At 37.0% G+C, this 24,279-nt stretch carries 21 protein-coding genes; 3 read left to right on the top strand and 18 right to left on the bottom strand.

What is annotated here, in order from left to right:
• Window positions 1-65: 65 nt before the first annotated feature.
• From ESU54_RS14395 to ESU54_RS14380, 5 genes are all read right to left on the bottom strand, one after another.
• On the bottom strand, window positions 66-1,229 hold the full coding sequence (locus ESU54_RS14395) for an efflux RND transporter periplasmic adaptor subunit (RefSeq protein WP_111843207.1): 1,164 nt from the start codon (window positions 1,227-1,229) through the stop codon (window positions 66-68).
• A gap of 10 nt (window positions 1,230-1,239) precedes the next feature.
• Entirely contained in the window at window positions 1,240-5,571 is a 4,332-nt protein-coding gene (locus tag ESU54_RS14390; protein WP_111843208.1) for a CusA/CzcA family heavy metal efflux RND transporter, read from the bottom strand.
• A gap of 143 nt (window positions 5,572-5,714) precedes the next feature.
• Window positions 5,715-6,113, bottom strand: coding sequence for a hypothetical protein (locus ESU54_RS14385; RefSeq protein ID WP_111843209.1), 399 nt, complete (start codon window positions 6,111-6,113; stop codon window positions 5,715-5,717).
• A gap of 53 nt (window positions 6,114-6,166) precedes the next feature.
• Window positions 6,167-6,307 (bottom strand): hypothetical protein, encoded by a 141-nt coding sequence (locus tag ESU54_RS17870; RefSeq protein ID WP_160113242.1) that lies wholly within the window; start codon window positions 6,305-6,307, stop codon window positions 6,167-6,169.
• 11 nt (window positions 6,308-6,318) lie between these two features.
• The gene (locus ESU54_RS14380; protein WP_111843210.1) at window positions 6,319-7,776 is read right to left on the bottom strand and encodes an NAD(P)/FAD-dependent oxidoreductase; all 1,458 of its coding nucleotides are present in this window, start codon (window positions 7,774-7,776) and stop codon (window positions 6,319-6,321) included.
• 210 nt (window positions 7,777-7,986) lie between these two features.
• Here ESU54_RS14380 and upp point away from each other — a divergent pair, with 210 nt between their 5' ends.
• Complete coding sequence (gene upp, locus ESU54_RS14375; RefSeq protein ID WP_111843211.1) at window positions 7,987-8,640, top strand: uracil phosphoribosyltransferase; 654 nt, start codon at window positions 7,987-7,989, stop codon at window positions 8,638-8,640.
• On the opposite strand, the gene ESU54_RS14370 is transcribed toward upp, so the two are convergent.
• From ESU54_RS14370 to ESU54_RS14335, 8 genes are all read right to left on the bottom strand, one after another.
• Window positions 8,641-9,981 (bottom strand): MBL fold metallo-hydrolase, encoded by a 1,341-nt coding sequence (locus tag ESU54_RS14370; RefSeq protein WP_111843212.1) that lies wholly within the window; start codon window positions 9,979-9,981, stop codon window positions 8,641-8,643.
• A 77-nt stretch (window positions 9,982-10,058) separates the two neighbouring features.
• A complete protein-coding gene (locus ESU54_RS14365) occupies window positions 10,059-10,640 on the bottom strand; it encodes a methyltransferase (RefSeq protein ID WP_111843213.1) in 582 nt (193 codons plus the stop codon).
• Window positions 10,641-10,643: 3 nt separating this feature from the next.
• Entirely contained in the window at window positions 10,644-11,666 is a 1,023-nt protein-coding gene (locus ESU54_RS14360) for a Tll0287-like domain-containing protein (protein WP_235004514.1), read from the bottom strand.
• 19 nt (window positions 11,667-11,685) lie between these two features.
• Window positions 11,686-12,345 (bottom strand): peroxiredoxin, encoded by a 660-nt coding sequence (locus tag ESU54_RS14355; RefSeq protein WP_111843214.1) that lies wholly within the window; start codon window positions 12,343-12,345, stop codon window positions 11,686-11,688.
• A gap of 106 nt (window positions 12,346-12,451) precedes the next feature.
• Window positions 12,452-13,084, bottom strand: a complete 633-nt coding sequence (locus ESU54_RS14350) for a Crp/Fnr family transcriptional regulator (protein WP_111843215.1) — start codon at window positions 13,082-13,084, stop codon at window positions 12,452-12,454.
• Window positions 13,085-13,132: 48 nt separating this feature from the next.
• Window positions 13,133-14,119, bottom strand: coding sequence for an MlaD family protein (locus ESU54_RS14345; RefSeq protein WP_111843216.1), 987 nt, complete (start codon window positions 14,117-14,119; stop codon window positions 13,133-13,135).
• Between the two features lie 4 nt (window positions 14,120-14,123).
• Window positions 14,124-14,873: an ABC transporter ATP-binding protein gene (locus ESU54_RS14340; protein WP_111843217.1), complete on the bottom strand. Its 750-nt coding sequence runs from the start codon at window positions 14,871-14,873 to the stop codon at window positions 14,124-14,126.
• Between the two features lie 6 nt (window positions 14,874-14,879).
• Entirely contained in the window at window positions 14,880-15,656 is a 777-nt protein-coding gene (locus tag ESU54_RS14335; RefSeq protein WP_111843274.1) for an MlaE family ABC transporter permease, read from the bottom strand.
• A 266-nt stretch (window positions 15,657-15,922) separates the two neighbouring features.
• On the opposite strand from ESU54_RS14335, the gene ESU54_RS14330 reads away from it, so the two are divergent.
• Window positions 15,923-16,900, top strand: coding sequence for a L,D-transpeptidase (locus ESU54_RS14330; protein ID WP_111843218.1), 978 nt, complete (start codon window positions 15,923-15,925; stop codon window positions 16,898-16,900).
• Between the two features lie 122 nt (window positions 16,901-17,022).
• On the opposite strand, the gene ESU54_RS14325 is transcribed toward ESU54_RS14330, so the two are convergent.
• The 4 genes from ESU54_RS14325 to ESU54_RS14310 form a co-directional block, all read right to left on the bottom strand.
• The gene (locus ESU54_RS14325; RefSeq protein ID WP_235004515.1) at window positions 17,023-17,370 is read right to left on the bottom strand and encodes a hypothetical protein; all 348 of its coding nucleotides are present in this window, start codon (window positions 17,368-17,370) and stop codon (window positions 17,023-17,025) included.
• Window positions 17,371-17,374: 4 nt separating this feature from the next.
• Window positions 17,375-18,463, bottom strand: a complete 1,089-nt coding sequence (locus ESU54_RS14320) for a DUF6544 family protein (RefSeq protein WP_111843219.1) — start codon at window positions 18,461-18,463, stop codon at window positions 17,375-17,377.
• A gap of 59 nt (window positions 18,464-18,522) precedes the next feature.
• On the bottom strand, window positions 18,523-19,101 hold the full coding sequence (locus ESU54_RS14315) for an outer membrane beta-barrel protein (RefSeq protein WP_111843220.1): 579 nt from the start codon (window positions 19,099-19,101) through the stop codon (window positions 18,523-18,525).
• Window positions 19,102-19,213: 112 nt separating this feature from the next.
• Window positions 19,214-21,709 (bottom strand): cation-translocating P-type ATPase, encoded by a 2,496-nt coding sequence (locus tag ESU54_RS14310; protein WP_111843221.1) that lies wholly within the window; start codon window positions 21,707-21,709, stop codon window positions 19,214-19,216.
• Between the two features lie 197 nt (window positions 21,710-21,906).
• Between ESU54_RS14310 and ESU54_RS14305 the strand changes: the two genes are divergently transcribed.
• The gene (locus ESU54_RS14305) at window positions 21,907-22,707 is read left to right on the top strand and encodes a sulfite exporter TauE/SafE family protein (RefSeq protein ID WP_111843222.1); all 801 of its coding nucleotides are present in this window, start codon (window positions 21,907-21,909) and stop codon (window positions 22,705-22,707) included.
• 14 nt (window positions 22,708-22,721) lie between these two features.
• Here the strand turns inward: ESU54_RS14305 and ESU54_RS14300 are convergent, their stop codons facing one another.
• Window positions 22,722-24,263, bottom strand: coding sequence for an acyl-CoA carboxylase subunit beta (locus ESU54_RS14300; RefSeq protein WP_111843223.1), 1,542 nt, complete (start codon window positions 24,261-24,263; stop codon window positions 22,722-22,724).
• Window positions 24,264-24,279: the final 16 nt, after the last annotated feature.

Below are 24,279 nucleotides of genomic sequence, written 5' to 3'. Positions count from 1 at the left end.
AGATACGAATATTTGTGAGATTAGATAGGAAATCAGAAGCTGCAACTCTTTTATGACATTATCTGTTAATGGTCGTTTCCACTACCTTCTTCATTCAACAATACAAAAGCACCTTTAGTCAAAAAATTGCTATCGGCTTTAAATTGGTCGCTTTTTTCAATAGCTGTAAAGCCTTTATAATTGGCAATTGTTTTTACTTCTATGGGGCGTAATTCAAATCCTTCGGCATCTTCATTTTCAATTAGCAAAACATAATTTTTACCTTCCATTTCCACAACTGCGTTTTCAGGAAGTGCCATTTGGTTTAAAGTACCTGTAATAATCTGGGCCTCAACAAACATTCCAGCAGTGAAGTTGTTCTCATCCTTTTCATCAATATGCCCGTGAACCATCGCGATTCTGGAGTTTGGATCTATTGAGGTTCCAACCAAATGCACTTCGCCATTAAATGTTTCTTTGGAAGCTTCAGGTACCGTAAAAAGGATGTCCTGTTCTTTTTTGAGTTGCAGCAAATCCTTTTCAAACACTTTCAATTCTAAATGAATATGGTCCGTGTTCATAATTTCCATAATCTTATCTGCAGGCGAAACGTAGGTGCCTGTATTTACAAAAACTTGAGTTACATTCCCGTCAATCGGGCTGTAAATATTCACTTGAGAAACAATGTTTCCGGCCTCTACAGAAGCAGGATTCATATTCAGTATTTCGAGGTTTTTCTTCAAGCTGTTGTAGCGCGCCAAATTGGATTTATATTCGCTTTCAGCTTTTAGATAACTTCGCTGTGAGGTGATTTTTTCATCAAACATAATTTTCTGGCGATCGTATTCCGATTTCAAATACGAAAGCTGCTCTGCTGTTTCTAAATAATTCTGTTGCATTGTAATAAACTCAGGATTTTCAAGGGTTACCAAGCGTTGCCCCTTGGAGACTTTATTACCCACCAATAAGGGCGTGTTTTTAATATAACCTCCAGAAAAAGCGCTTATCACTGCCCTACTCTGTGGTGGCACATCAATCACTCCACTGGTTTGTACTGTTTCGGCAAAAGGTTTTTCAGTGAGTTGGCCCACTTCCATTTTTGCGTTTTCAAACTGTGCTTTTGAAAGATGGATTGTTCCTGAATTGGTTTCTTCTGAAGTAATTTCGGACGAAGCTTCTTCCTTATTTGAATTGTTGCACGACACCAAAGCGAGGATGAGAAGCAACAAAATTGATTTTATATATTTCATAATGAATTTTTTATAGAATTAAATAATTGATTGCGATTACCGCTTGATTGTAATTGTTGAGATTTTCTAGATGCTGCAATTCAATTTCGTAAGCGTTTTCAAGACTTTGGATGTATTGAAAAAAGTCTATTTCCCCATTTTTGAAACTGATGTTTGCGGTTTTTAAAATTTCTTCGGAAAGTGATTTCCCTTCATTTTCATAATATTGAAGTCCTTCTTCATATTTTGAAACTTCATTGAGCAATTGAACTTTCCGTGAATTCAAATGAATTTTATAATCCTCAGCCTGCTGTTGGCTCATTTCGGCAGCAATTTTCGAGGCTTTTATTTTTGAAGCATTACCACTGAAAAACAACGGAATTTTAAGTCCAATTTGATAAGCATATAAATTTTGGCTCAAGCCTGAATTGCTTCCCAAAGAATAGGAAAGGCTAATATCTGGAAGTAAATGTTGTTTTTCCAGACTTTGCTTTGCTAGAAAAAAATCATTTCTCCTTTGATAATAATCTATTGCTGGATGTTCCTCCAAACTTGGCAGCGAAAGTTGCAACTTCTCCAAAGGTTGCTCAGAAATCACCAAACTATCCTTGAATTGAACGACCGCCTTCAAGCGTTCCATTGCAATTTGAACGTCTTCCCTGCTCTGCCTATAATCAGTTTCTAACTGACGCTGTTTGGCACGGGCGGTTATTTTTTCTAAATAATTAGTTTCACCAAGTTCAAAACGGCGTTGGGCGGCGTGGGCAAAGTTTTGGTACAAGCTGTCCAAACTTTGAAAGACCCGTTCTCTATTTTTCTCAAATTGAAATTGATAAAACGCTGCTGCAACCAAACCTTCAGTTTTGCGTTTTTGAAGTTCATATTGACTACTTTGCATTTCAAATTGGCGCTGGTTCACGCTTTTTTCAGCGAAATAAACCGTCGGAAAAAGAAAACCTTGCTGTACTCCAAAAACCTTGAGCGGTTCATTGTTTGGCGCCAAATTATTCTCGTCAAATTCATAAAAAACTGTGGTTTTATCAAAATTGAAAGCACTGCCTATTAAGGCATCTGCTTCATCAACCTGAAGCGAAGAAGCTTTTAATCCTGCATTGTTGTCCAAAGCCATTTGTTTTAAACCTTCCAAAGTTTTAGGGTTTTGCTGCGCCATTCCCGAAAAACCTAACAGGAAGATGATTATAGCTGTAGGCAATTTTTTTCCTTTTCGTTTCAACTTTATTACTTTTTTATCTGAATCAAAAATTGAAAATAGCACTGGCAAAACAATTAAGGTTAAAAGTGTAGCTGTTACCAAACCACCAATAACCACTGTAGCTAAAGGTCTTTGAACCTCAGCACCAGCATTGGTTGAGATAGCCATCGGCAAAAAGCCAAGTGCTGCAGCGGCTGCCGTAAGTAAAACCGCCCGAAGTCGATTTTTTGCACCGTGCACTATGAGTTCTTTTTTATCTTTCATACCTTCTTTTTTGAGTTCCTTAAAATGTTCTATCAAAACAATTCCGTTTAATACTGCGATTCCAAAAAGTGCAATAAAACCAACGCCTGCCGAGATACTAAAAGGCATGTCGCGTAGCCATAACAACAATACACCACCCACAGCCGCTAAGGGAATTGCAGAATAAATCATCAATGCTTCCTTTACGGAATTAAAGGCAAAATACAACAGGAAGAAAATTAGGACCAATGCCACAGGAACAGCAATTAACAATCTGCTTTTCGCGCTTTGGAGATTTTCAAACTGACCACCGTAATCAATGGTGTAGCCAACAGGAAGTTTTATATTTTCGTTAATCAACTTTTGCACGTCGTCCACAACACTTTGCAAATCGCGGTTACGAACGTTGATACCCACAACAATGCGCCGTTTGGTATCATCTCTTGAAATTTTTGCAGCGCCTTTCGTATATTTTATTTCCGCAAGCTCGCGCAACGGCACTTTTTCACCAGAAGGAGTATCAACATAAAGATTTTGGAGGTTTGAAAGGTCATGACGGTTGTTTTCATCAAGCCGAACCACAAGATCAAAACGTTTTTCGCCTTCAAAAATGCTTCCCAATGATTTGCCAGCAAAACCCATTGCTATCATTTCGTTTAGATCTACAATGTTGAGTCCGTAGCGGGCAATTTTAGAACGATCAAATTTCACGTTCATTTGCGGCAGTCCCACTATTTTTTCGATAGTTATATCTGCAGCACCATCCACATTTTCTATTACACCTTTTATTTCATTGGCCTTTTTGTTCAATACATCAAGGTCTTCCCCAAAAATTTTGACAGCGATATCTGCTCTTACTCCCGTTATCAATTCGTTGAAACGCATTTCGATGGGTTGGGTAAATTCCACTTCCATCCCAGGAATAATGGAGAGAGCCTCCTTAAATTTATCGGCAAGCTCGTCTTTACTATTCGCTGAAACCCATTCGCTTTTAGGTTTAAGAGTAACTATTACATCACTCTCTTCCATAGACATTGGGTCCGTAGGAACTTCAGCAGCACCAATGCGGCTTACCACCTGATCTACTTCGGGGAATTTTTCTATCAGAATTTTTTCAATATTGGTTGTTATATCAATTGTATTGCTGAGGGAAGTACCTGTTTTCAGCACGGGTTGGATAACAAAATCGCCTTCATCCAACGTTGGCACAAACTCACCACCCATAGTGGTAAAAAGATAAATGGTCGCAACCAAAATCAATGCTGCAATACCTAAAACAAACTTTTTAGTATTCAGCGCCCAACGAATTGTTGGTTCGTAAAAACGATTCAAAAAATTCATTATGCGCACGGAAATATTTCTTTTTGAAGTTTCCGTTGGTTTTAGAAATATTGAAGCAGCTACTGGAACATAAGTAAAGCAAAGCACCATTGCACCAATCAATGCGAAACTGAAGGTAAGCGCCATAGGTTTAAACATTTTGCCCTCTACCCCACTTAACGACAGAATTGGGATGAAAACTATCAAAATAATCAATTGCCCAAAAATTGCCGAATTCATCATTTTGGAGGCACTTTTTACAGTGAGATTATCCTTTGACAATTGTTTTTCTTCAGAAGAAAGTGCATTCAGTTTTGTAGCGTTCTTACTTATTTGAAATGCTACAAACTCAACAATAATAACGGCTCCGTCAATAATAATTCCGAAATCAATCGCGCCAAGGCTCATCAAATTGGCATCCACACCAAAAATATACATCAACGAAAGCGTGAAAAGTAAAGACAATGGAATCACCGAGGCAACAACAAGACCCGAGCGGAGATTTCCCAACAAAAGCACCACTACAAAAATTACGATCAGCACTCCGAGAATTAGGTTTTCTGCTATGGTGAAAGTGGTTTTGCCAATCAAAACGCTACGGTCTAAAACGGGATTGATATAAACACCTTCGGGCAGCGATTCGGCAATATTCGCTACGCGTTTTTTTACATCTTCAATTACCTGGTTTGAGTTACCGTCTTTCAGCATCATTACCTGGCCAAGGATTTTCTCGCCTTCGCCATTACCAGTAATTGCACCAAAACGAGGGGCACTTCCAAATTGGACTTTCGCGATATCCTTAATATAAATAGGAAAGCCATTTTCGTTTTTTACAACGATATTCCCAATATCTTCCAACGAAGAAGCCAAACCTTCGCCACGAATAAAATAGGCTTGGTTTTCCTTTTCAATATAACCACCTCCAGAAACGCTGTTGTTTTTTTCCAGGGCAGTGAAGATCTCTTGGGCGGTGATGCCCATTGCATTGAGCTTGTGAGTGTTTATTGCGACTTCATATTGCTTTAATTTACCTCCCCAAGTGTTTACCTCTACTACGCCAGGAATTCCAGAGAGTTGTCTTTTTACGATCCAATCTTGGATTGTACGAAGCTCCGTGGTTGAATATTTATCTTCAAAACCTGGTTTTACATCGAGAATATATTGATAGATTTCGCCCAGACCCGTAGTTATAGGCCCCATCTGTGGAGTGCCGAAACCTTCGGGAATATTCTCGGTGGCAGACTGAATTTTTTCAGCGATCAGCTGTCGCGGTAAATAGGTTCCCATATTCTCCTCAAAAACGATGGTAACTACTGAAAGCCCAAATTTTGAAGTGGAACGAATTTCCTTAACACCTGGTAAATTAGCCATTTCCAACTCTACTGGATAGGTTATGAATTGCTCCATATCCTGTGTAGAAAGGTTGCGCGAAGTGGTAATTACCTGCACTTGATTGTTGGTAACATCGGGCACGGCACCAATGGACAACTGTGTAAGTGAAAACACACCAAAGCCTATAAGCACTAGCGTGAACAACCCAATGATGAGTTTGTTTTTAATACTGAATTGAATTATTTTTGATAGCATAACTTACTTAAAATTTATATTTTTCAACAAGGAACTGCTGAAAATAGAAATAATAAAAATTGATTTTTAACGCTTAAAAAAAGCAGCAGATCACGACCTTAGAAGAATCTGGAAATAACTATTTCCAAGAAAGGTCTATTTAATTATACAAATTTAGGTGGTTGAAAAATGGAGAATTTTTCGAGAGAGGAATATAAATTTTGATAGCGGAATGTGTGCGATTTTTGTGTGTTTATTTCCGCTTTTAAAATTGGGATTTCAAAAGGAACCAATACAACATCAGTTAAAACGTGGTGGCAAGAAATATGCTGAAAAGGTAATTCTTCATGCTCCTGATCTTCTTCCTTATGATTTTTTTGATGTTCCGTTTTTAAAGAACCGTAGTGTTTTTCAAAAAAAGTGAAGAAATCATCTCCATAATTTTCAGAATGATATTCTGCGTGTTCCACAAAACGTCCAAACAGAAAAATATCTGTCATGCCAAGCCCAACGCTTTGAAAAAAAACGAGGAATGAAAGCGATATGGCGATAATTATTTTCAAATAGTTTTCAAAAATATGGAATATTACTCTATTAATCTACAACAAGCATCAGCTTAATAACCAGTTTCTCGGGTTCCACCATGTCCTCCGGCTACAATTAGTAATACTTTAATGCTCAAAAAAATAAATTTGAAAAATTGGATGATGGGATTCATCATCACAAATCGTTTGAAATTTGATATTCTGCGTGTCATAATTATATTTTTTATTCAGGAATTAAATACCAAAAAGGTCTCATTTTAGCTTTGTAAATAAAAGCATAATGCAGTGCAAGTTTTAGCCAGTGGCCAGCAAGGCCTATTTCTCCGAAAGTCTTGCCTAATTTCCTTCCCATTGTGTCTGGATATTTTTTATAATCTGGCACAATAGGAAATGTAGTGATACTTATACCACTACCCTTAGTCATCCCAAAACCTGCAGATGCAATACAAGCAGCTCCCATATTACCCATAGAACCTTTATGGTCAAGAGATTCTTTTTGTTGTTTGATGCTATCAATTATATTATCGGCAACCAATTTGGCTGTAATTCCCGAGGGCATTCCCGTTCTTGGCGGGGCAGGAAAAATTTCTGTTCCATTGGGGCTTTTACGGGGTTTAGAGATGCTGTGTGGTGGTGCAAATGCTATTCCTGGCGCAAAAATATTTTTATAGTTTGGGTTTTGATAGGTTTCTGGCCAATCCTGCACAGTCCATTCTTCATAAGGTTTTGGTGTATAATCTGAATCAACCAGCATAAAACCTTTGAAAAGTTTTTCAGTTATGTCTTGATTACTTTTATCGAAAGCCTTAAATCCATGTCCGGAGAAAGATGGAATTAACATAGCAAAGTCAAATTCTATGTTTTTGTGCTCTCCGTCCAAATTTTCATAATGAGCAATCCCATCTTCAATTTTGTTCACTCCTGATCCAAGAATCCATTCAATTCCCCTATCCTCAAAAACCATCTCCACCATTTCGTGAGATTTCATTATGTTGCTTCCATAGCTCAGCAACATTCCGTCCATTCCAAAATCACCCAATTGATATTCATTCGAAATCCAAGTGATTTTTGCTTTATCGCGAACCTTTTGTCTGCGAAGCTCTTGTTCTACGTTCAGTATATATTCAAATGCAGCTCCTTGGCAGGTTGCTTTGGCGTGACCTGTACCAATAACAATTCTAGCTTCCTTTCCTCGCTTCATTTCTTCAATAAGCGCACTTAAACCTTGCCATGCGTGATCTGCGTGGGTATATGTACAAACAGAATAAGCTTTGTTTGTTCCTGGGTTTAATCCTTCAGTAGCTTCAAAATTTAATTTGGGACCAGTGGCATTTATAAGATAATCGTAAGTGATTTTTTCAGTTTCGCCTCTTTTTTCTTCGGAAACATATTCTGCCATCACAAAAGGTTTTTCGGTTTCGCTATCGCCTTCGGGAAAAAAAGAAGTCACTTTGGCCTGTTTAAAGCCGATTCCTTTCTTTTTATATAAAGGAGCCAAGGGAAAAAGTATGTCCTTCGACTTCATTCTACCCACACCCACCCAAATGTTGGAGGGAATCCATTGGTAATTACTGTTGGGAGAAACCACAACTACTTCGTGAATTTTGTCCAACTTTCTGCGGAGATGCGATGCCGCCACGTGTCCTGAAATTCCCGCTCCTAATATTACGATTTTTGACATTTCTTAAAGGTTTTAAATGTCTAAATTACTTCAGATAAATGAGCTCTAAAATGATATTAATCATATAGCTGTGAGATTATTAGACCTGTCAAAAATCTAATTTTTTATTGTGAAGTCCAGTAACTTTTGTTACACACAAGAAAAAAAGAGGTGATCAATTTTAGCTTTCGTCATTAAGAAATTATAACTTCGTGACAATTCTCCAAAACCATGATTCTTCACGACTTCAGTAAAGAAAATTCTGTACTCAACCAATTCATTTTAGAAATGCGCGATGTTTCAATTCAAAAAGATTCTATGCGCTTCCGAAAAAATGTAGAGCGGATTGGGGAAATTCTAAGTTTTGAAATGAGTAAAACTTTAAATTTTAAAACTGTTGTCGTACCTACCCCCTTGGGAAATAAAGAAATGCTTATTCCGGAAAATGATTTGGTTGTTTGTTCCATTTTAAGAGCTGCATTACCGCTACACAATGGTATTCTGAATTTTTTTGATACTGCCGAAAATGCTTTTATTTCAGCCTATAGACATCATCCTGATGGCGGTGACGATTTTGAAGTAATTGTAAATTATTTGGCATCCCCATCCATTGAAGGCAAAATCTTAGTTTTAACCGATCCAATGCTGGCAACAGGAAGAACACTTGAAAATGTACTAAAAGCCTTTAATAGTCACGGTACTCCAAAACAGATTAATATCATTTCAATTATTGGAGCCAAACCCGGAATTGAATACATAGAAAAGATTTTTCCGGAAAACACCCATCTTTGGATTGCAGCGGTGGATGACGAACTAAATAGCAGTGGCTATATTATACCCGGATTAGGTGATGCCGGAGATCTTTCCTTTGGTCAAAAACTGTAATTATTTAAAATGTTCTACATCATCACTCAGGTCAAAAACGTTTTTGATTTGTAGTTCTTTCTGAAGAATACTTGCCCCAGCCGCACTGCGATAACCGCCAGCACAATGCACCACAATGGGTTTGTCTGTTGGTACTTGATCTGCTTTCTCCCGTAATTGGTATAAAGGAATGACTATGTTGTTTTCAAAAAATTTACCCTCAGAAACTTCGCTTTCATTTCGAATATCAACAATAGTATAATCATTAATATTGTTTTTAAAGTGTTCCAGATTAAATCCAGTCGATTTTTCAGAAACCTCATCGCCTAAAGTTAAAATGGTTTTAACGTTTGCCTCGTAACCAATTTTAGCTGTTCGGTTAAGAATATTTTCTATGTTCGCAGCGGAATCTACCACCAAGTGAAATTCTTCTTCAGGACGGACAATGGAACCTAGCCAAGTCTCAAATTTAGAAGTTTCGGAAATAGCCATTATATTTATGCTTCCAAGAAGATGTTTCTTTTTGAAATCAGCTGCCTCCCTAATATCTACTACTAAGGCTTCTTTATTAAAACTATTTACGTTTGATCTAAAAGGAATTTTACCCAAGGAAGCGCGTAAATTCCTAGCTCCCTTTTTATTAACAGCAACATTATATCCAAAATAATGCGGAATAAATGGCTGTGAATCCAGCAGGTAATTTACAAACTGCTCTTCAGTTTGTTTTTTAAAAGCCCAGTTTCCAACACGTTCATTGCCAAGTGTACTTGAAGAAGCATCATCGCTCATTCCTTTTCCACAAAGCGATCCCGCTCCATGTGCAGGATATACATATGCATTATCTGGTAGATCAGAGAACCTCGTTTGAATAGTATTATACATCATCTTGGCTAATTCCTCTCGTTTCGCCTTCATATGACCTACATTTTCACGCAAATCTGGTCGTCCTACATCGCCGACAAATAAAGTGTCACCTGTAAAAAGTGCGGTCTTATTTTCCTCATTAGCTAGAATCGTTATACTATCTGGAGAGTGCCCTGGGGTATTTATAGCTCTAAAAATAGTATTGCCCATTATTACCTTATCGTCATCGTCAAAAGGAGAATGTGGATAATCAGCTCCCGTTTTTTTACTACAATAAAGTGTTGCTCCCGTTTCTTCATGAATTTGTAAGTGTGAGCTCACAAAATCGGCATGTGGGTGGGTTTCAAAAACAGCAACAATCTCTGCGTCATTCTCTTCAGCATACTTATAATACTGAATTGGGTTTCTTTCTGGATCCACCAAAGCCATTTTTCCATCACTGATAATGGCGTATGAAAAATGCGAAAGTGGCTTATATTCAAACTGTTTGATTTTCATATCTATATTTTTTTATCAATTTATAAAAGTCTTTTAAGACTCTAAAATGAAGAGCAGTATTATAACAAAAATTTAAACTATTTTTTTCTAACCTTGAAGAATAGCTCGTTTCCTTCCCTTTGTGGAATTGAATTGTAGGCCGTTTCCATTTTCTCAACTTTGAATTTATCTTCAAAAAGTGAAATATACTCTTCCTTATTTCCACCAAAAGGTGGTTTGTCATTATTTAATGGAATATTAAAAAGTAGACCTAAGAGCTTGCCATTAGGTTTAAGTAGTTCGTGCATTTTATTTACATAATCCTCGCGAAGCGTTGGATCAAGAGCGCAAAAGAAGGTCTGTTCTAAAATAAGATCATACGTTTCTTTTAATTCAAAAAAGTCTGAATGCATTAGATTTTCCTTTGGAAACGACGGTACTCGTTCAGCTAGATTCTTTAATGGAAGGGAGGAAATATCAACCACAAAAACATTGGCAAATCCATTTTTAAAAAGATATTCCGCTTCATATGAGTTACCTCCCCCAGGAATTAATATTTTCAAATTTTTATCTGAAAGTTGATCAATATACTCTTTTATTGGCGTCGAAACATAGCCAATATCCCAACCCGTTTCGCCACTAATGTATTTGTGATTCCAAAAAGTTTCGTAAATATTCATAGGTTAATTTTCAAAGCCTATACTCCAAATTCCGCGAACCTCATTTTCGTTATAGCCAGTAGCCATGTCGGTTGGGTAAAGCTCCTTTATTTTATTCAAGGTAGGTATTTCTAATTCCTTTTCTGAGTTTCCGTGACATTTTAAACACATGGAGTTGGTAACGATTGGATAATAAAATTCAGTTTTATTTCCCATTTGTACCGTAATAGGCTTCACCTCAACACCCGTAGCAACCTGCTTTTTGAAATTTTCTAGATATTGCAATTCCGCAGCATTAGCCTTATTTTTTGGGTTCCTAGGTTTGTCAGTAACCCGTTTAATGTGTGCTTTATAAACGGTAGCCATACTATCAGTTATAGGCAAGGCTTGCACATTACAAAAGTCAAGTGCAGCTATTACTCCGTTTTTTTGGATTTGCCCTATAAGGTTTTTACCAAGTTCAGCCTTGGTAGTCAGCGCCATTTCCATCCCGCGTTCTTCAACAGAAAGTTGTTTATTTGTGTTAGCTTGGTTTTTATTCATACCCATGCCTTTTCCACGACCCATTTTCCCCTTCATCATGGGGCGGTCGCCCTGCATTTTGTTATAATGATCTCCAAACCAAACTGGTTCTTCAATTTCGTTGTCGAACATATAGTCTGCTATTTGACTAATGGTCTCCTCTGGAAAAAATTGGTAGGGCATCAATCCAAATTTATTAATCGCCCCTGGCATTTTAGATTTTTCTTCGGAAGGTTGTTTGGACCACTCTATCATCTCTTTTATAAAATCTTCCTTAGAAGTGTCCCCAGAAATATAATGCATCTTTACAGCTACAAATGGTGGGGCAATCATATTTTCTTCTGAAGCTTTTGGATTGTGACAAGCGTAACAATTATTTTCCATTAGTTTCTTTCCCGGATGCTCTTGGGGAGTGGCCATAGCCATGTCCCCAGAAACATCTTGAATACTGGAATAAGAATCTTTGGGATTTGTGTTGCAAGCAAATAAAATGCTTCCCAATACAGCTATTGCAAATAATTTCATCAGTATTCTTTTTTAAAATTTAAAGCGATTTTTTCGCCAAATAAAAATCAACTTTCTCTATAGAATCATCATTTAAGCGCACTTCCATTTCAGCCAATGTTTTTGGTGGAGGAATGATCACTTTATCACCTTTCTTCCAATCCAAGGGCATAGCTACGCCAAACTTATCTGATGTTTGTAAAGCATCGAGAGCTCTCAAAATTTCATCCATATTTCTACCCACATTCAAAGGATAATACATTATCAGCCTGATTTTCTTTGCGGGATCTATAAAGAAAACAGCACGCACCGCAGCGGTTTCACTTTCATTGGGTTGTAACATTCCATAAAGTTTGGACACTTTCATATCTATATCCGCGATTATGGGGAAGTCAAAATAAACTCCCGTTTTTTCGCGAACGTTATTCACCCAGCCTAAATGCGCGTGAATACTATCTATACTCAATCCTAAAAGTTCTGTATTTAGGGCATCAAACTCTGGCTTGCGGATTGCAAAACCGCTCATCTCCGTAGTACAAACGGGAGTAAAATCGGCGGGATGAGAAAACATAACGATCCATTTATCTTTCGCAAACTCTGAAAGTTTAATATCGCCCTTTGTAGTTTTTGCTGTAAAATCTGGTGCTATATCGCCAATTCTAGGCATTGCAGTAACTTCTTTTAATTCTGAATTTTCCATATAAATTTTCTTTAATATTTAAAGTATAAAGATACTCTAAGAAGATTTTTTTGGCAGTAACAAAAGTTACAATTAAACCAAAATTATAGAAAGTTTAACCCAAAAATTAAAGCGAAATGATCTTGATGCTATTTCTATAAAGTTCAATCTTCCCAAGGGATTCCAATTTTTTCAGCAAACGCGAAACCACCACTCGCGAAGTGTGCAGTTCATAAGCTATTTCCTGATGTGTAGAATTAATAATGGAATCATTAGTGATCTTTTGTTTATTCTGAAGGTATTTTACCAAGCGCTCATCCATATTATAAAATGCAATGCTATCAATGGTTTCGAGCATTTCAGTTAAGCGGGCGTGGTAACTTTGAAACACAAAATTGCGCCAGCTTTTATATTTGCCCGTCCATTCTTCCATTTTTTGAATGGGGATCATAATTATAGTGGTATCAAGCTCTGCGATAGCTCGAATTTCACTTCTGGTCTGTCCCAAACAGCAAGTTAATGTCATTGCACAAGTGTCGCCACGTTCCAAAAAATAGAGCAATAGCTCGTCGCCGTTATCATCTTCCCTCAAAATCTTTATTGCCCCTGAAATAAGCAATGGCATAGAACGTACATAATCGCCAATCTCAATAAGTTTTTCACCTTCCTTTATCTCCTTCAGCGTTCCTACTTCCAAAATTTCATCGATCAATGCTTCTTCAAAGATATGGGCAAAATTTTCTTTCAAACTATTGAGCATACAACAATATTAATTAGTTTTTGAAAGAACGAAAATACCGAAATAAAATCAGTTTTCCTTGGCTTCCCTTCTTTCCTGCCGCTCTAGTTTTTTAAAATATCCACGGAAAAGAAAATTGTGCTTTAAGGCTTCCATATTTTCGTTTAGCTTTTCCGAAGCTTCTTTTACATTAATCATTGTAGAATCAATATTTTTCACCAAAACTTCATTCTGTGTAACATAATTCAGTGTTCCTTTTCCTGATTTTATTTCCTGAATATATTCCTCTAAATTTTTAGTTACTTCGTTTATGTCATTGCTGGATTTTTCTAGATTGGCAAATACTTTTTTAATTTGATTAGCAGAAACTGTATCGCTCAAAAGTACTGCCGCAGCACTTTCGTCATAATTTATTTTTGAAATAATAGCGTTGATATTAGAGATGGCTGCAGAAGTACCCGTTGCTGTTTTTTTGAGTTCTACCACAAACTGTTGGATATTCTGTGACAATAATGTATCATTCACCAATGCGCCCAAAGTACCTTTGCCTTCAAGAATTTTATCGGTTATCTTTAACAAATCTGCAGTCAATAAAGCAGCATTCTCATTGGTTGTGTTTAAGGTAGAAAGCATATCGTCGGCCCCAATTCTGCTGTAAGATTGAATGGTATCTCCCGAAATAACGGGTTTTGCATTTTCAACTTTTCCCGGAATGATGTTCACCACCATACTTCCAACCAGCCCATCTGAACTAATGGACGCAATGGCGTCTTTTTTGATGAATTTTGAAGTTTTATCTTCCACCAACATTTGAATGGTAATGTTTCCTTCACCAATCATCTCTATTTTACTTACGGTACCAATATTAATTCCGGAATAGCGTACGTTGTTGCCCAAGGTTAAACCGTTCACGTTTTCGAAACTGGCATAAATCTCAATATTCTTACTGAACAGATGCTGTTTATTTCCAATAAAGTAAAGTGAAGCAACAAGAAGAATTGTTCCCACTATTACAAAAATACCGACCTTTATTTTTTGTGAAGTTGATTTTCCCATAACATTAATTTTTAAAGAATGCCTGTACTTGCGGGTCTTTCGAATTTGAAAGCTCCTCAAAAGTTCCTTCGGCATAATTGATTCCATCCACCAACAAAATCATTCTATTTGAGATTACTCTCGCACAGTCCACATCGTGGGTAATGATTAGGGAGGATGTATTATATTTTTTTTGAATATTTCGCATTAATAAGATAATTTCCTTCGCCGTAATTGGATCTAAACCCGTTGTTGGCTCGTCATACATAATGATTTTTGGTTTCAAGATTAATGCCCTTGCCAAGGCTACCCGTCGTTGCATTCCACCAGAAAGCTCGGCTGGCATTAAATCAATTGCGTCTGCTAAGCCTACGTTCTCCAAAGCTTCCTTTACCAAAATTTCGGTTCCTTGAAAATTTTCTATTTTATCTTTATGGCGTCGCAGTGGAAATTCCAAATTTTCACGCACGGTCATAGAATCGTATAAAGCACTGCCCTGAAAAAGAAAACCAATTTCAGTTCGAAGAATGTCTAATTCCTTATGACCTATTTTAATAATATCCTCATCCTTTATTGTAATACTACCGCTGTCGGGCTGAATTAAACCCACTAAACATTTTACCATCACCGATTTTCCTGAACCCGATTTGCCCATCACTACCAAGTTTTCACCTTTAAAAAGTTTTAGATTGAAACCTTTCAGCACATGGTTGTCGCCAAAACTTTTATGTAAGTTTTTCAACTCTAGTACGGGTTTATTTTTTTCAGAATTCATTTCTATTTAAAAAAATATATCGGTTACAAAAACGGCAATAAAATCAATCACAAACAAAAGCATCGAGATATAGACCACAGCGGAATTTGATGCCTCTCCCACGCCAACAGTTCCTTTAGAACAATAATAGCCCTTGTAACACCCCACCAAACCAATGGCAAATCCAAAGAAAACCGATTTTACTGTTGCGGGAATTATATCGCTAAATTTTAAGGCATCAAAAACTTGGTTGAAGTAAAGCAAAAAGGAAACATCGCCTTTTAAATTTTCTATCAAAGCTGAACCTAAAAGAGCAATGGCGTCACCCATAATTATCAACAAAGGCAACATCAAGGTAGTAGCCACAATTCGGGTAACCACCAAATATTTAAAAGGATTGGTGCCAGAAACCTCCATGGCATCTATCTGTTCCGTAACCCGCATAGAACCCAGCTCCGCACCAATTCCTGAACCAATTCGACCAGCACAGATAAGGGCAATGACTACAGGGCCAATTTCACGAACAATAGAAAGACTAACCATAGAGGCCATCCAAGATTGTGCGCCAAATTGCATTAAAGTGGGTCGCGACTGTAGCGTAAACACGAGCCCCAAAATAAACCCAGTAACACCAACTAATAGCAAAGAACGGTTGCCCATATTGTAACATTGGCGAAGGAGTTCCTTAAATTCAAAAGGCGGACTGAACACTTCCCTAAAAAAGCGTCCGGCGAATAAAGTCATATCACCAATTTCGGCAAAGAATGATTTCGTGCGGGTTAATATGGTGTTTGAACTATTCATAAAGGAAAAGGAAAGGCCAAATATAATGTTGACCAGCATCATTTAATATGACATAAATCAGCATATCAGCTTTATTAGCTATGTACTTAGCAATCTAATTATGAAAAGAAATGCCCGTAAAGATGATCAATGTCATACCATTTTGTTAATTAGATTCCTACGTTTGATTCATATTAAAATAGACATTTCCATAGCGCATAATTCTATTTTCAATCTTTTACGGAACCGAATTACAGCGCTGAAATAGGCTTTAAAAAATAGTATAGATGAAAAATATTTTATTGATAATTATAATTTTCAGTTGTATAAGTTGCGTTAATAAACATCAAGTTAATAGCACAGAAGAAGAGAATATAAATAACGTAACTGATGTAGTAGTAGATACTTTAGACCAAGAAATAACTACAATTCCTATTGAAATAGTAGTTAATAAAGATATTCCTATTCGTTCCTACTTTAAATGGATGGACAGCATAGTTGCAGAACATAACCAAACCCACAATTATCTTATTGATGAGTATATTATCGTACATAACAACAAGTGGATTATGGACACGCTTGCACATACAGATTATTATTATTTAATGGATAAGGGGATTTTTAATGAAGACCCTCAGGCACTAATAGCTTTAAAAAAAGATCAGGTTTTGATTATTCCAGATTCGATTGAAACCATAAAAATACAAACGCAATTATGCAACACTTCTTTAGAACTCAATATTCCAGAATTTAGGCTTCGAATAATTCAAAATGGAAAAGAAATATATAAGTTTCCGGTAAGAGTGGGAAAAGTGGGTAAAAGATATTTGGCTATGGCCAAAAACGATGTGGATATGAGGACAAAACCCGGTATAGGTGAAATAATCCGAGTTAATAAAAACCCGTTATTTATGAACCCACAGAATAACCATAAATACACAAAAACATATCGGGATGATGGAAAACTAACTGGGCTACCTGCTATTCCCTGGTTGGAACCTTCAATAAATGGCCGCAGTGTTGGTCAACTTATTCATCCTACTACTAATTTGGCTACTTTGGAAAAAACTTCTTCCAATGGCTGTATTGGCTTAAGGGAATCTGATGCATGGATTGTGTATTATTACGCGCCACTAGGAACTAAAGTGGTTTTTAAATACGAATTGCAGGGGAAAAATGACAAAGGAGAAACTGTTGAATTTGAAAATATTTATCCAGGTTTTGAGAATATAAAGTTAAAAGAAGTGACTCGGGATACTCTTTAGGATATATAGATAATAATGCAATCGTCATCTGTAAGTTCGCCAAAAAATCCGTAAACTATTTGAAATGATTATGAAAAAAACCATCCAAAAAAAAAGTGGGCTAAAATGGCTTTTCCATAATTTCAATCAACAACCAATCTGTAAACCACAATAATTACGGCTATGGAGAAAATAGTAGTGTAAATAAGCTTATTGTATTTGGCCAACCAATTTGGAAGGAAAATATCGAAGTTATTCGCAGTGGAATCTGAGTACTTCCGAGCTATAACCGTTAACGGACAAAACATTTTAAAAGCCATAAGTACCAAGCCTTCCATCAAAACAAGACCGATGCAAATCCATGTCCATTTGTCTATTTTGTTGACAATCGCCGTATACAAAAGATAGAATATCACAACATTGAAAAAAAGCCAAATGACAGTGTGGATGATTTTTATATATAAGAGTTTATCTTTCCTTGAAATAATCATTTTTTCAATGCAGCGTTTTTACAGTATACTTAACATCTAGCAGAAAGAACTTCCCATAAATAAAATCACCGTCCGGAAATTGATAAACAGCATCCGCAGCAACGGGTAAATTATAACCGTTTATAATACCGTATTTGGTTACTGGTGTAGAAAACGGAATTTTTTGATTGGAATTCACATCCATCCTATCTTCGGAAATAAAATTGGTTAGTTGATCATTTTCATTAAAATACAAAATAGCAGAGATAGTCGTTTTCTGGTTGGTGAAGGTTGCTTTTACCGTTTTATCATCAATAGTTTGCCATTCAATATTTTTATCAATTAATGCGCCTGGAGCAAAAAGGCACATATCATTAAAAAAGGTTACGGTTTCCGTTTTGAACATATCGGGTTCATTTATATCCACGACTGGAAAAACCGATACGAGTTTTATCAGCATAGAAGCCTTTCCATCTTTGTAAAAATGATACCCTTGTGTGGGCAACCCTTTAAAAATTGCTTTTAGAAAAAACAGTCGGGTTGGCTTTTCGAAAAAATTGTACTGTTCTGAAGTGAAAGCAAACCAATCCTTACCCTTTTCGCGCATTTCGCCTTTAAAAATAGCTTTGACAGTTTTTATTTTTGGTTTGCCCAATACTCCGACATATTTCAAGTACTTCTGAACAGGAATGGGAAGATTTTGAATATCCCTTTCAGAAATTATTTCTTCGGAAAAAGTTACCGTTCCAAAAGATTCGGATACATCTTGTTTATATTGTCTTTCAAAATTCCAACTAGCTATTGCTATTATCGCAACAATCAAAACAATTACATTGACAATGGTGCCAAATTTTGCATCATGCCAATTCATAATAATCAATATCTGTGAAAATAGTACAGCCACTAAAGCAAGCCAAAACCAAATATTGTTTTTTATAAGAAAAAGTACTCCTACAGATACAAAAGCCAAAGCAACTGCCAGCCATAAAAGGGCCTGCTGTTTTGAAAAATCTTGCGAAAATTGTGGAATTTCAGCAAAACCAAAAGCTTTCAAAAATCCCATCAAATGAATAAGACCGTGAATAAAAAGAAGGATAGCAAATGCAATTTTCATTTTAAAAGTCTTTTGTGAATTCAAAAAATATTAAAGAAACCTACAATCAGTTTATAGAATCAAAAATCCAGAGCTAGTCCAATCCCAAAAGAGATATAATTTAGTTTTATATCTGTTGAAACATTTTCAATTTCTACATCCGTTGAAAGTGATCGGTACCGAAGCATCGGTTTTAAAGATAGATTTGGAGCAAACTCATAATTAACACCCGCTGCCACTTGCCAACCAAAGCCGTAACCGGTGTCCACAGAAATATCGCCAGCGTTATTGTCTAATTTAATGTGATTATAAATGGCGCCAGCACTTCCTAAGTAAGAAAATGCGGAAGTACCTATTTGACGAATAATTTCGAAACCAAACGTACCACCCGTTTCCTCAAAGGTAAAATCTTCATTAAAATTACTATCTGAACCTTTAAATTGATTCAGCCCCCAGCCCGCGTATACAGAAAAGTGAGGCATTAATTTGTAAGCGCCTGTTAATTCAAATCCATACCCAATTTCTGCATCAATATTTCCCACATCACTAGTAGGAAAATTGAGTCCGGGCCTAAACTCCACAGACCATTTTTCTTGTGCTTGCAAAGTAAATGAAACTAATAGTATTGCTATAGCAAGCAAAAAACCAGACTTCTTCATAATATTTCAATTTGAGTTAAGTGGTATACAAAGCTAACTTGAAAATATAATCTTCACTATGACGAAAATCAGCACGAATAACTTAAAATGAGACCTATTAAAAAACGTTGCCTCAATTTTTACGTTTCCACCACTTCACGATTTCATACCACAATGTGCTTAACACTCCAATTCCAATGCTAATGAAAATTTGGTTTAGCCCAAGTCTTTCAAAATCAAAGAATTTAGTGAAGGGCGGCACAAAAAGTAGCGATAAAGTGATGCCAATGGTGATGCCAATAATAATCGGCACCAACTTATTTTTATATTTAAAAGTGGTGAAAATAGAATAGATAAAAGAGCGATTTACAAAAGTTAAAACAATGTTTGCTGTTATGAGTGCGGTAAAGACCATCGTTCTGGTTATCGCTTCATTATAACCATCATTTACTGCCAACTGATAAACAGTGAGCACACCAACAGTAATAGCCAAGCCTTGGATTATACTTGTGAAGAGTTCGCTCCAATTGAAAAAAGTACTTGAGAAAGGTCTCGGCTTTTGAAGCATGGAATCCTTTTCCAGCGGTTCATTTTCATAGACTATCGAGCAGGTTGGCCCCATTATTAATTCTAACAAGATCACGTGAATAGGTGTGAAAATATTAGGATACACCCAGCCTAACACCAAAGGGATAAAAACCGTGAGAATAATGGGTATATGAATTGAAATGATATACTGAATTGCTTTTTTAAGATTTGAATAGATTTTTCTACCCATCGCCACAGCATCTACCATTTTAGAAAGATCATCATCCACCAAAACCAGTGAAGCGGATTGCTTTGCTATTTCAGTTCCCTTCTTCCCCATTGCTATTCCAATATTTGCAGCTTTCAAAGCAGGGCCATCGTTAACGCCATCGCCTGTCATTGCCACAATATGGCCCTGTGCCTTGAGGGCATTGATTATTTTAAGTTTTGCTTCGGGAAACATCCTAGCAAAGATGTTTTTTTCTGAAGTGATTTTTTCAAGTTCCGCAGGGTTTAAACCGAAAAGCTCATCGCCAGAAACAACATCTTCGGAACCTCGAAAATTTACTTTTTTTGCAATGGCGGCAGTAGTTTCAGCAATATCTCCAGTAATAATTTTTACAGCAATTCCTGCATTATAGAAATCCTGAAATACTTTTGAAATATTTTCCTTTGGAGGATCATAAAAAGCCACTAAACCCTTGAACTCAAAAGGAAAATCTTGTTGCTTTTTTGGCCAATCCGTTCCTTCAAAATTTGAAATTCCAACCCCCAAAACGCGATATCCTTCCTCTGCTAAAAAGGTTATTTTCTGTTTTAACCTCTCCTTTTGCTCATCATTCAAATTTGAAACTACTATCAAAGCCTCGGGCGCCCCTTTGGCAGCGATGATTCTATTACTTTGGGCATTTTCAAAAATGTGGGTCATCATTGGGGGCTTACCACCTAATGGATATTCGTGCACCATTTTGAAATTGGGTCTTTGGTCATTTTTAACAAAGGAACCGTAAAACCCGTGCAGCGATTGTTCCATAGTATCAAAAGGAATGGGTTCGCTGGCCCACATTGCCGTAGTTATAAGCTCTTTTTCTACTTCGGAAAGCGTTTCTTCAACCGAAGTGATTTTATCGGTTTCCAACGTATAAATCTTATCCAATCGCATTTTATTCTCTGTAATCGTACCTGTTTTGTCTACACAAATCACAGTCGCACTACCCAAGGATTCAACGGTTTTCATTTGTTTTACAATAACACCTAAGTTCATAAGCCGCCAAGCACCAATGGCCATAAACGTGGTAAAGGCAACGGGAATCTCCTCTGGCAAAACGCTCATTGCAAGTGTAAGCGCTTTCAAAAGACTGTCTAAAAGGCTGCCCGTATTATAATAATTAATTCCCCAAACCAATAGAAAAATAATCGCTCCCGCGATTACCATCTTTTTTACAAAATTGTTTATTTGGAGTTCAAGCGTAGATTTTTCAGAAGAAATTTCTTCAATGCTTTTACCAATTTTCCCAACCTTTGTTTGATTACCAACCGCAAATATTTCAGCTATGGCAAGTCCTCCTCCAACTTGGGTACCCATATAAATTTTGTTGTCTTCTGAAGAGGCGTCTTTTTCTACTGAAAAAGATTCTCCAGTCAAGATGGATTCATTTACCGAAAAGTCATTGGAATGAACAATGGTACCATCTGCCACAATGGTGGATCCCTCCTCTACCATCAAAAAATCGCCAACTACCACTTCTTGGCTCTTTATTTCAACAACTGTCCCATTCCGGATTACCTTACAATGGGGCTGTGAAAGTTCCTTAAGCTTATCTAGTGCATCGTGGGTTTTAGCATCTTGATAGAGAGAAATTGCAGCTACCAAAAGAATGGCTGCTGCAAGAAAAACTCCGTCCCCTGTATTACCCGTGAAAAAATATAAAGTCGCCGCAACCAGTAACAGAATTACCATTGGTTCTTTCAACAGTCCTTTTATTGCTTCAAAAAAAGGATTCTTTTTCTTGGACTCTAAAATGTTTTGACCAAATTTTTCACGCGAAGCCAAAACTTCAGAATTCGTAAGACCCTGAATATCAAAATTTTCTACAGCCATAGATTTAAGATAATAGCATTAATTAATTGCCTGTTAAAATACTTATCCCATTTTTCATTTTATATGATAAATATCAAAGAAAAATTTTTGATGTACTTTCAATTTATCTAAAATTTAAAATTCATCTAAAAGTAAACGTCCTTTTTTAAAATTATGATTAACCTTGTAGTAAAGATTTCAATAAACTAAATCCTTAAATGGAAATCACTGAAATATTTGGTTATTTAGGAGCACTTATGGTAGGCGTGGTCCTAGGTCTAATAGGCGGTGGCGGCTCAATCTTAACTGTTCCCGTATTAGTTTATCTCTTTTCTTTAAACCCGATTGTTGCAACGGGATATTCGCTATTTGTGGTGGGAACATCTGCTCTGGTTGGCGCTATTCGCAATATGAAAAAAAAGCTTGTCGATTTTAAAACAGCTTTCATTTTTGCAACTCCTGCTTTTATTTCTGTCTATTTAACGAGAAGATTTGTCCTTCCTGCAATACCTGAAAACCTATTGGTATTGGGCGGATTTACGCTTACAAAAGACATTGCTATAATGCTGTTTTTTGCAATTGTTATGCTAGCTGCTTCTATCACAATGATTATTAATAAAAATCCCGAACCCGAAATTGGAAAAAAAGTTTCGTACAACTACCCACTAATTATTGTACAAGGAATTTTTCTTGGCTTTGTTACTGGTGCAGTAGGTGCCGGTGGAGGATTTCTAATTATCCCAGCCTTAGTTTTGTTGGCAAAATTACCAATGAAAAAAGCCGTTGCTACCTCGCTGCTTATCATTGCTGTAAACTCATTAATAGGCTTTACAGGTGATCTCGCAACTCTTGAAATTGATTGGAAATTCCTTCTAATTTTTACTGCAATTTCAATCGTCGGTATATTTATCGGAATAAGACTGAATGCTTTTGTTGATGGAAAAAAACTTAAAAAAGGATTCGGTTGGTTTGTATTGCTAATGGGTATCTATATTATTTTTAAAGAGTTTTCCAACTAATCCTTTTCGAATTCTTATAAAGGAATATTCCCATGTTTTCTGTTAGGCCTTGGAACGTCCTTTGTTTCCAACATTGCAAACGCCTTTAGCAACTTTCTGCGTGTTTCCCTAGGCTGAATTACTTCATCAATAAAACCGCGTTGCGCAGCTTTGAAAGGATTGGCAAAAGTTGAGGCATATTCAGCTTCTTTTTCCGAGAGTTTCAACTCAGGATTTTCGGCAGCAGCAATTTCCTTTCTGAAAATAATCTCACTGGCTCCCTTGGCTCCCATCACAGCAATTTCAGCAGTTGGCCACGCATAGTTCATATCTGCGCCAATGTGCTTGCTATTCATAACATCATAAGCACCACCGTAAGCTTTTCTGGTAATTACAGTAACCCGCGGCACGGTTGCTTCGCTTAAAGCGTAAAGCAGTTTGGCGCCATTTAAAATAATTCCATTCCATTCCTGATTAGTTCCCGGAAGAAAGCCTGGAACATCCACCAAAACCAATAGCGGAATGTTAAAACAATCGCAGAAACGCGTAAACCGGCCCCCCTTTTTAGAACTGTCCACATCCAAAACGCCTGCTAAACTCATAGGTTGATTTGCAACTATACCGATGCTTCTTCCTCCAAGTCTTGCAAAACCAACTATAATATTGTCTGCGTAATCTTTATGCACTTCAAAAAAGGAATCGGTATCGATAATTCCTTTGATTACTTCGTGCATGTCATAAGGCTTATTGGCTGAATCTGGAATAATAGTTTCCAACTCCTCCCGGTATTCATCATCTGTTTCAAAAGGTAATTTTTCGGTAATAGATTTGTTATTTTGCGGAAGATAACTGAGCAAGGTTTTAATCTGTTCCAAACAAACAATATCATTAGCAGCAGTAAAATGCGTAACTCCGCTTTTAGTGGCGTGTGTTCGTGCGCCTCCCAATTCTTCCGAAGTAACGTTTTCATTAGTAACAGTTTTTACAACGTTTGGACCAGTAACAAACATATAACTGCTATCCTGCACCATCAATGTGAAATCGGTCATCGCTGGAGAATATACTGCCCCACCAGCGCAGGGCCCCATAATTGCTGAAATCTGAGGAACAACGCCCGAAGCCTGCACATTTCGGTAAAAAATATCGGCATAGCCGCCTAAAGAGCGAACACCTTCTTGAATACGCGCCCCGCCAGAATCATTTAAACCAATTATTGGCGCGCCAACGCTCACGGCATGATCCATAATTTTACAGATTTTCTCAGCGTGCGTTTCAGAGAGTGCACCGCCAAAAACCGTGAAATCCTGTGCGAAAACATATACCAAACGACCGTTAATTGTTCCGTAGCCCGTCACTACACCGTCACCGTAATACAACTCTTTTTGCATATCGAAATCGGTAGTTCTGTGGGTTACAAGTATACCCATTTCTTCAAAAGAGCCTTCATCAAGTAGATATTCTACACGTTCGCGGGCTGTGAGTTTTTTCTTTTCGTGTTGTTTTGCAATTCGTTTTTCTCCGCCGCCCATTTTTGCTTCGGAAATGATTTCTTGCAGTTTTTTATTATTGTCGATCATATAAATCTATGTTTTT

This window comes from Aequorivita antarctica (assembly GCF_007997155.1).
Classification (GTDB): domain Bacteria; phylum Bacteroidota; class Bacteroidia; order Flavobacteriales; family Flavobacteriaceae; genus Aequorivita; species Aequorivita antarctica.
The sequence above is the reverse complement of the archived record's forward strand: the minus strand, read 5'-3'. Positions and strand labels throughout refer to the sequence as shown.

Excerpts from the sequence above, each read along its gene's own strand:
- ESU54_RS14380 (WP_111843210.1), bottom strand. The coding sequence starts at position 7,776 with ATGTCAAAAATCGTAATATTAGGAGCGGGAATTTCAGGACACGTGGCG.
- ESU54_RS14325 (WP_235004515.1), bottom strand. The coding sequence starts at position 17,370 with ATGATTATTTCAAGGAAAGATAAACTCTTATATATAAAAATCATCCAC.
- ESU54_RS14340 (WP_111843217.1), bottom strand. The coding sequence starts at position 14,873 with ATGAATTCTGAAAAAAATAAACCCGTACTAGAGTTGAAAAACTTACAT.
- ESU54_RS14365 (WP_111843213.1), bottom strand. The coding sequence starts at position 10,640 with ATGAATATTTACGAAACTTTTTGGAATCACAAATACATTAGTGGCGAA.
- ESU54_RS14330 (WP_111843218.1), top strand. The coding sequence starts at position 15,923 with ATGAAAAATATTTTATTGATAATTATAATTTTCAGTTGTATAAGTTGC.
- ESU54_RS14300 (WP_111843223.1), bottom strand. The coding sequence starts at position 24,263 with ATGATCGACAATAATAAAAAACTGCAAGAAATCATTTCCGAAGCAAAA.
- ESU54_RS14315 (WP_111843220.1), bottom strand. The coding sequence starts at position 19,101 with ATGAAGAAGTCTGGTTTTTTGCTTGCTATAGCAATACTATTAGTTTCA.
- ESU54_RS14370 (WP_111843212.1), bottom strand. The coding sequence starts at position 9,981 with ATGAAAATCAAACAGTTTGAATATAAGCCACTTTCGCATTTTTCATAC.
- ESU54_RS14395 (WP_111843207.1), bottom strand. The coding sequence starts at position 1,229 with ATGAAATATATAAAATCAATTTTGTTGCTTCTCATCCTCGCTTTGGTG.
- ESU54_RS14305 (WP_111843222.1), top strand. The coding sequence starts at position 21,907 with ATGGAAATCACTGAAATATTTGGTTATTTAGGAGCACTTATGGTAGGC.
- ESU54_RS17870 (WP_160113242.1), bottom strand. The coding sequence starts at position 6,307 with ATGACACGCAGAATATCAAATTTCAAACGATTTGTGATGATGAATCCC.
- ESU54_RS14390 (WP_111843208.1), bottom strand. The coding sequence starts at position 5,571 with ATGCTATCAAAAATAATTCAATTCAGTATTAAAAACAAACTCATCATT.
- upp (WP_111843211.1), top strand. The coding sequence starts at position 7,987 with ATGATTCTTCACGACTTCAGTAAAGAAAATTCTGTACTCAACCAATTC.
- ESU54_RS14335 (WP_111843274.1), bottom strand. The coding sequence starts at position 15,656 with ATGAATAGTTCAAACACCATATTAACCCGCACGAAATCATTCTTTGCC.
- ESU54_RS14345 (WP_111843216.1), bottom strand. The coding sequence starts at position 14,119 with ATGGGAAAATCAACTTCACAAAAAATAAAGGTCGGTATTTTTGTAATA.
- ESU54_RS14350 (WP_111843215.1), bottom strand. The coding sequence starts at position 13,084 with ATGCTCAATAGTTTGAAAGAAAATTTTGCCCATATCTTTGAAGAAGCA.
- ESU54_RS14360 (WP_235004514.1), bottom strand. The coding sequence starts at position 11,666 with ATGAAATTATTTGCAATAGCTGTATTGGGAAGCATTTTATTTGCTTGC.
- ESU54_RS14355 (WP_111843214.1), bottom strand. The coding sequence starts at position 12,345 with ATGGAAAATTCAGAATTAAAAGAAGTTACTGCAATGCCTAGAATTGGC.
- ESU54_RS14320 (WP_111843219.1), bottom strand. The coding sequence starts at position 18,463 with ATGAAAATTGCATTTGCTATCCTTCTTTTTATTCACGGTCTTATTCAT.
- ESU54_RS14310 (WP_111843221.1), bottom strand. The coding sequence starts at position 21,709 with ATGGCTGTAGAAAATTTTGATATTCAGGGTCTTACGAATTCTGAAGTT.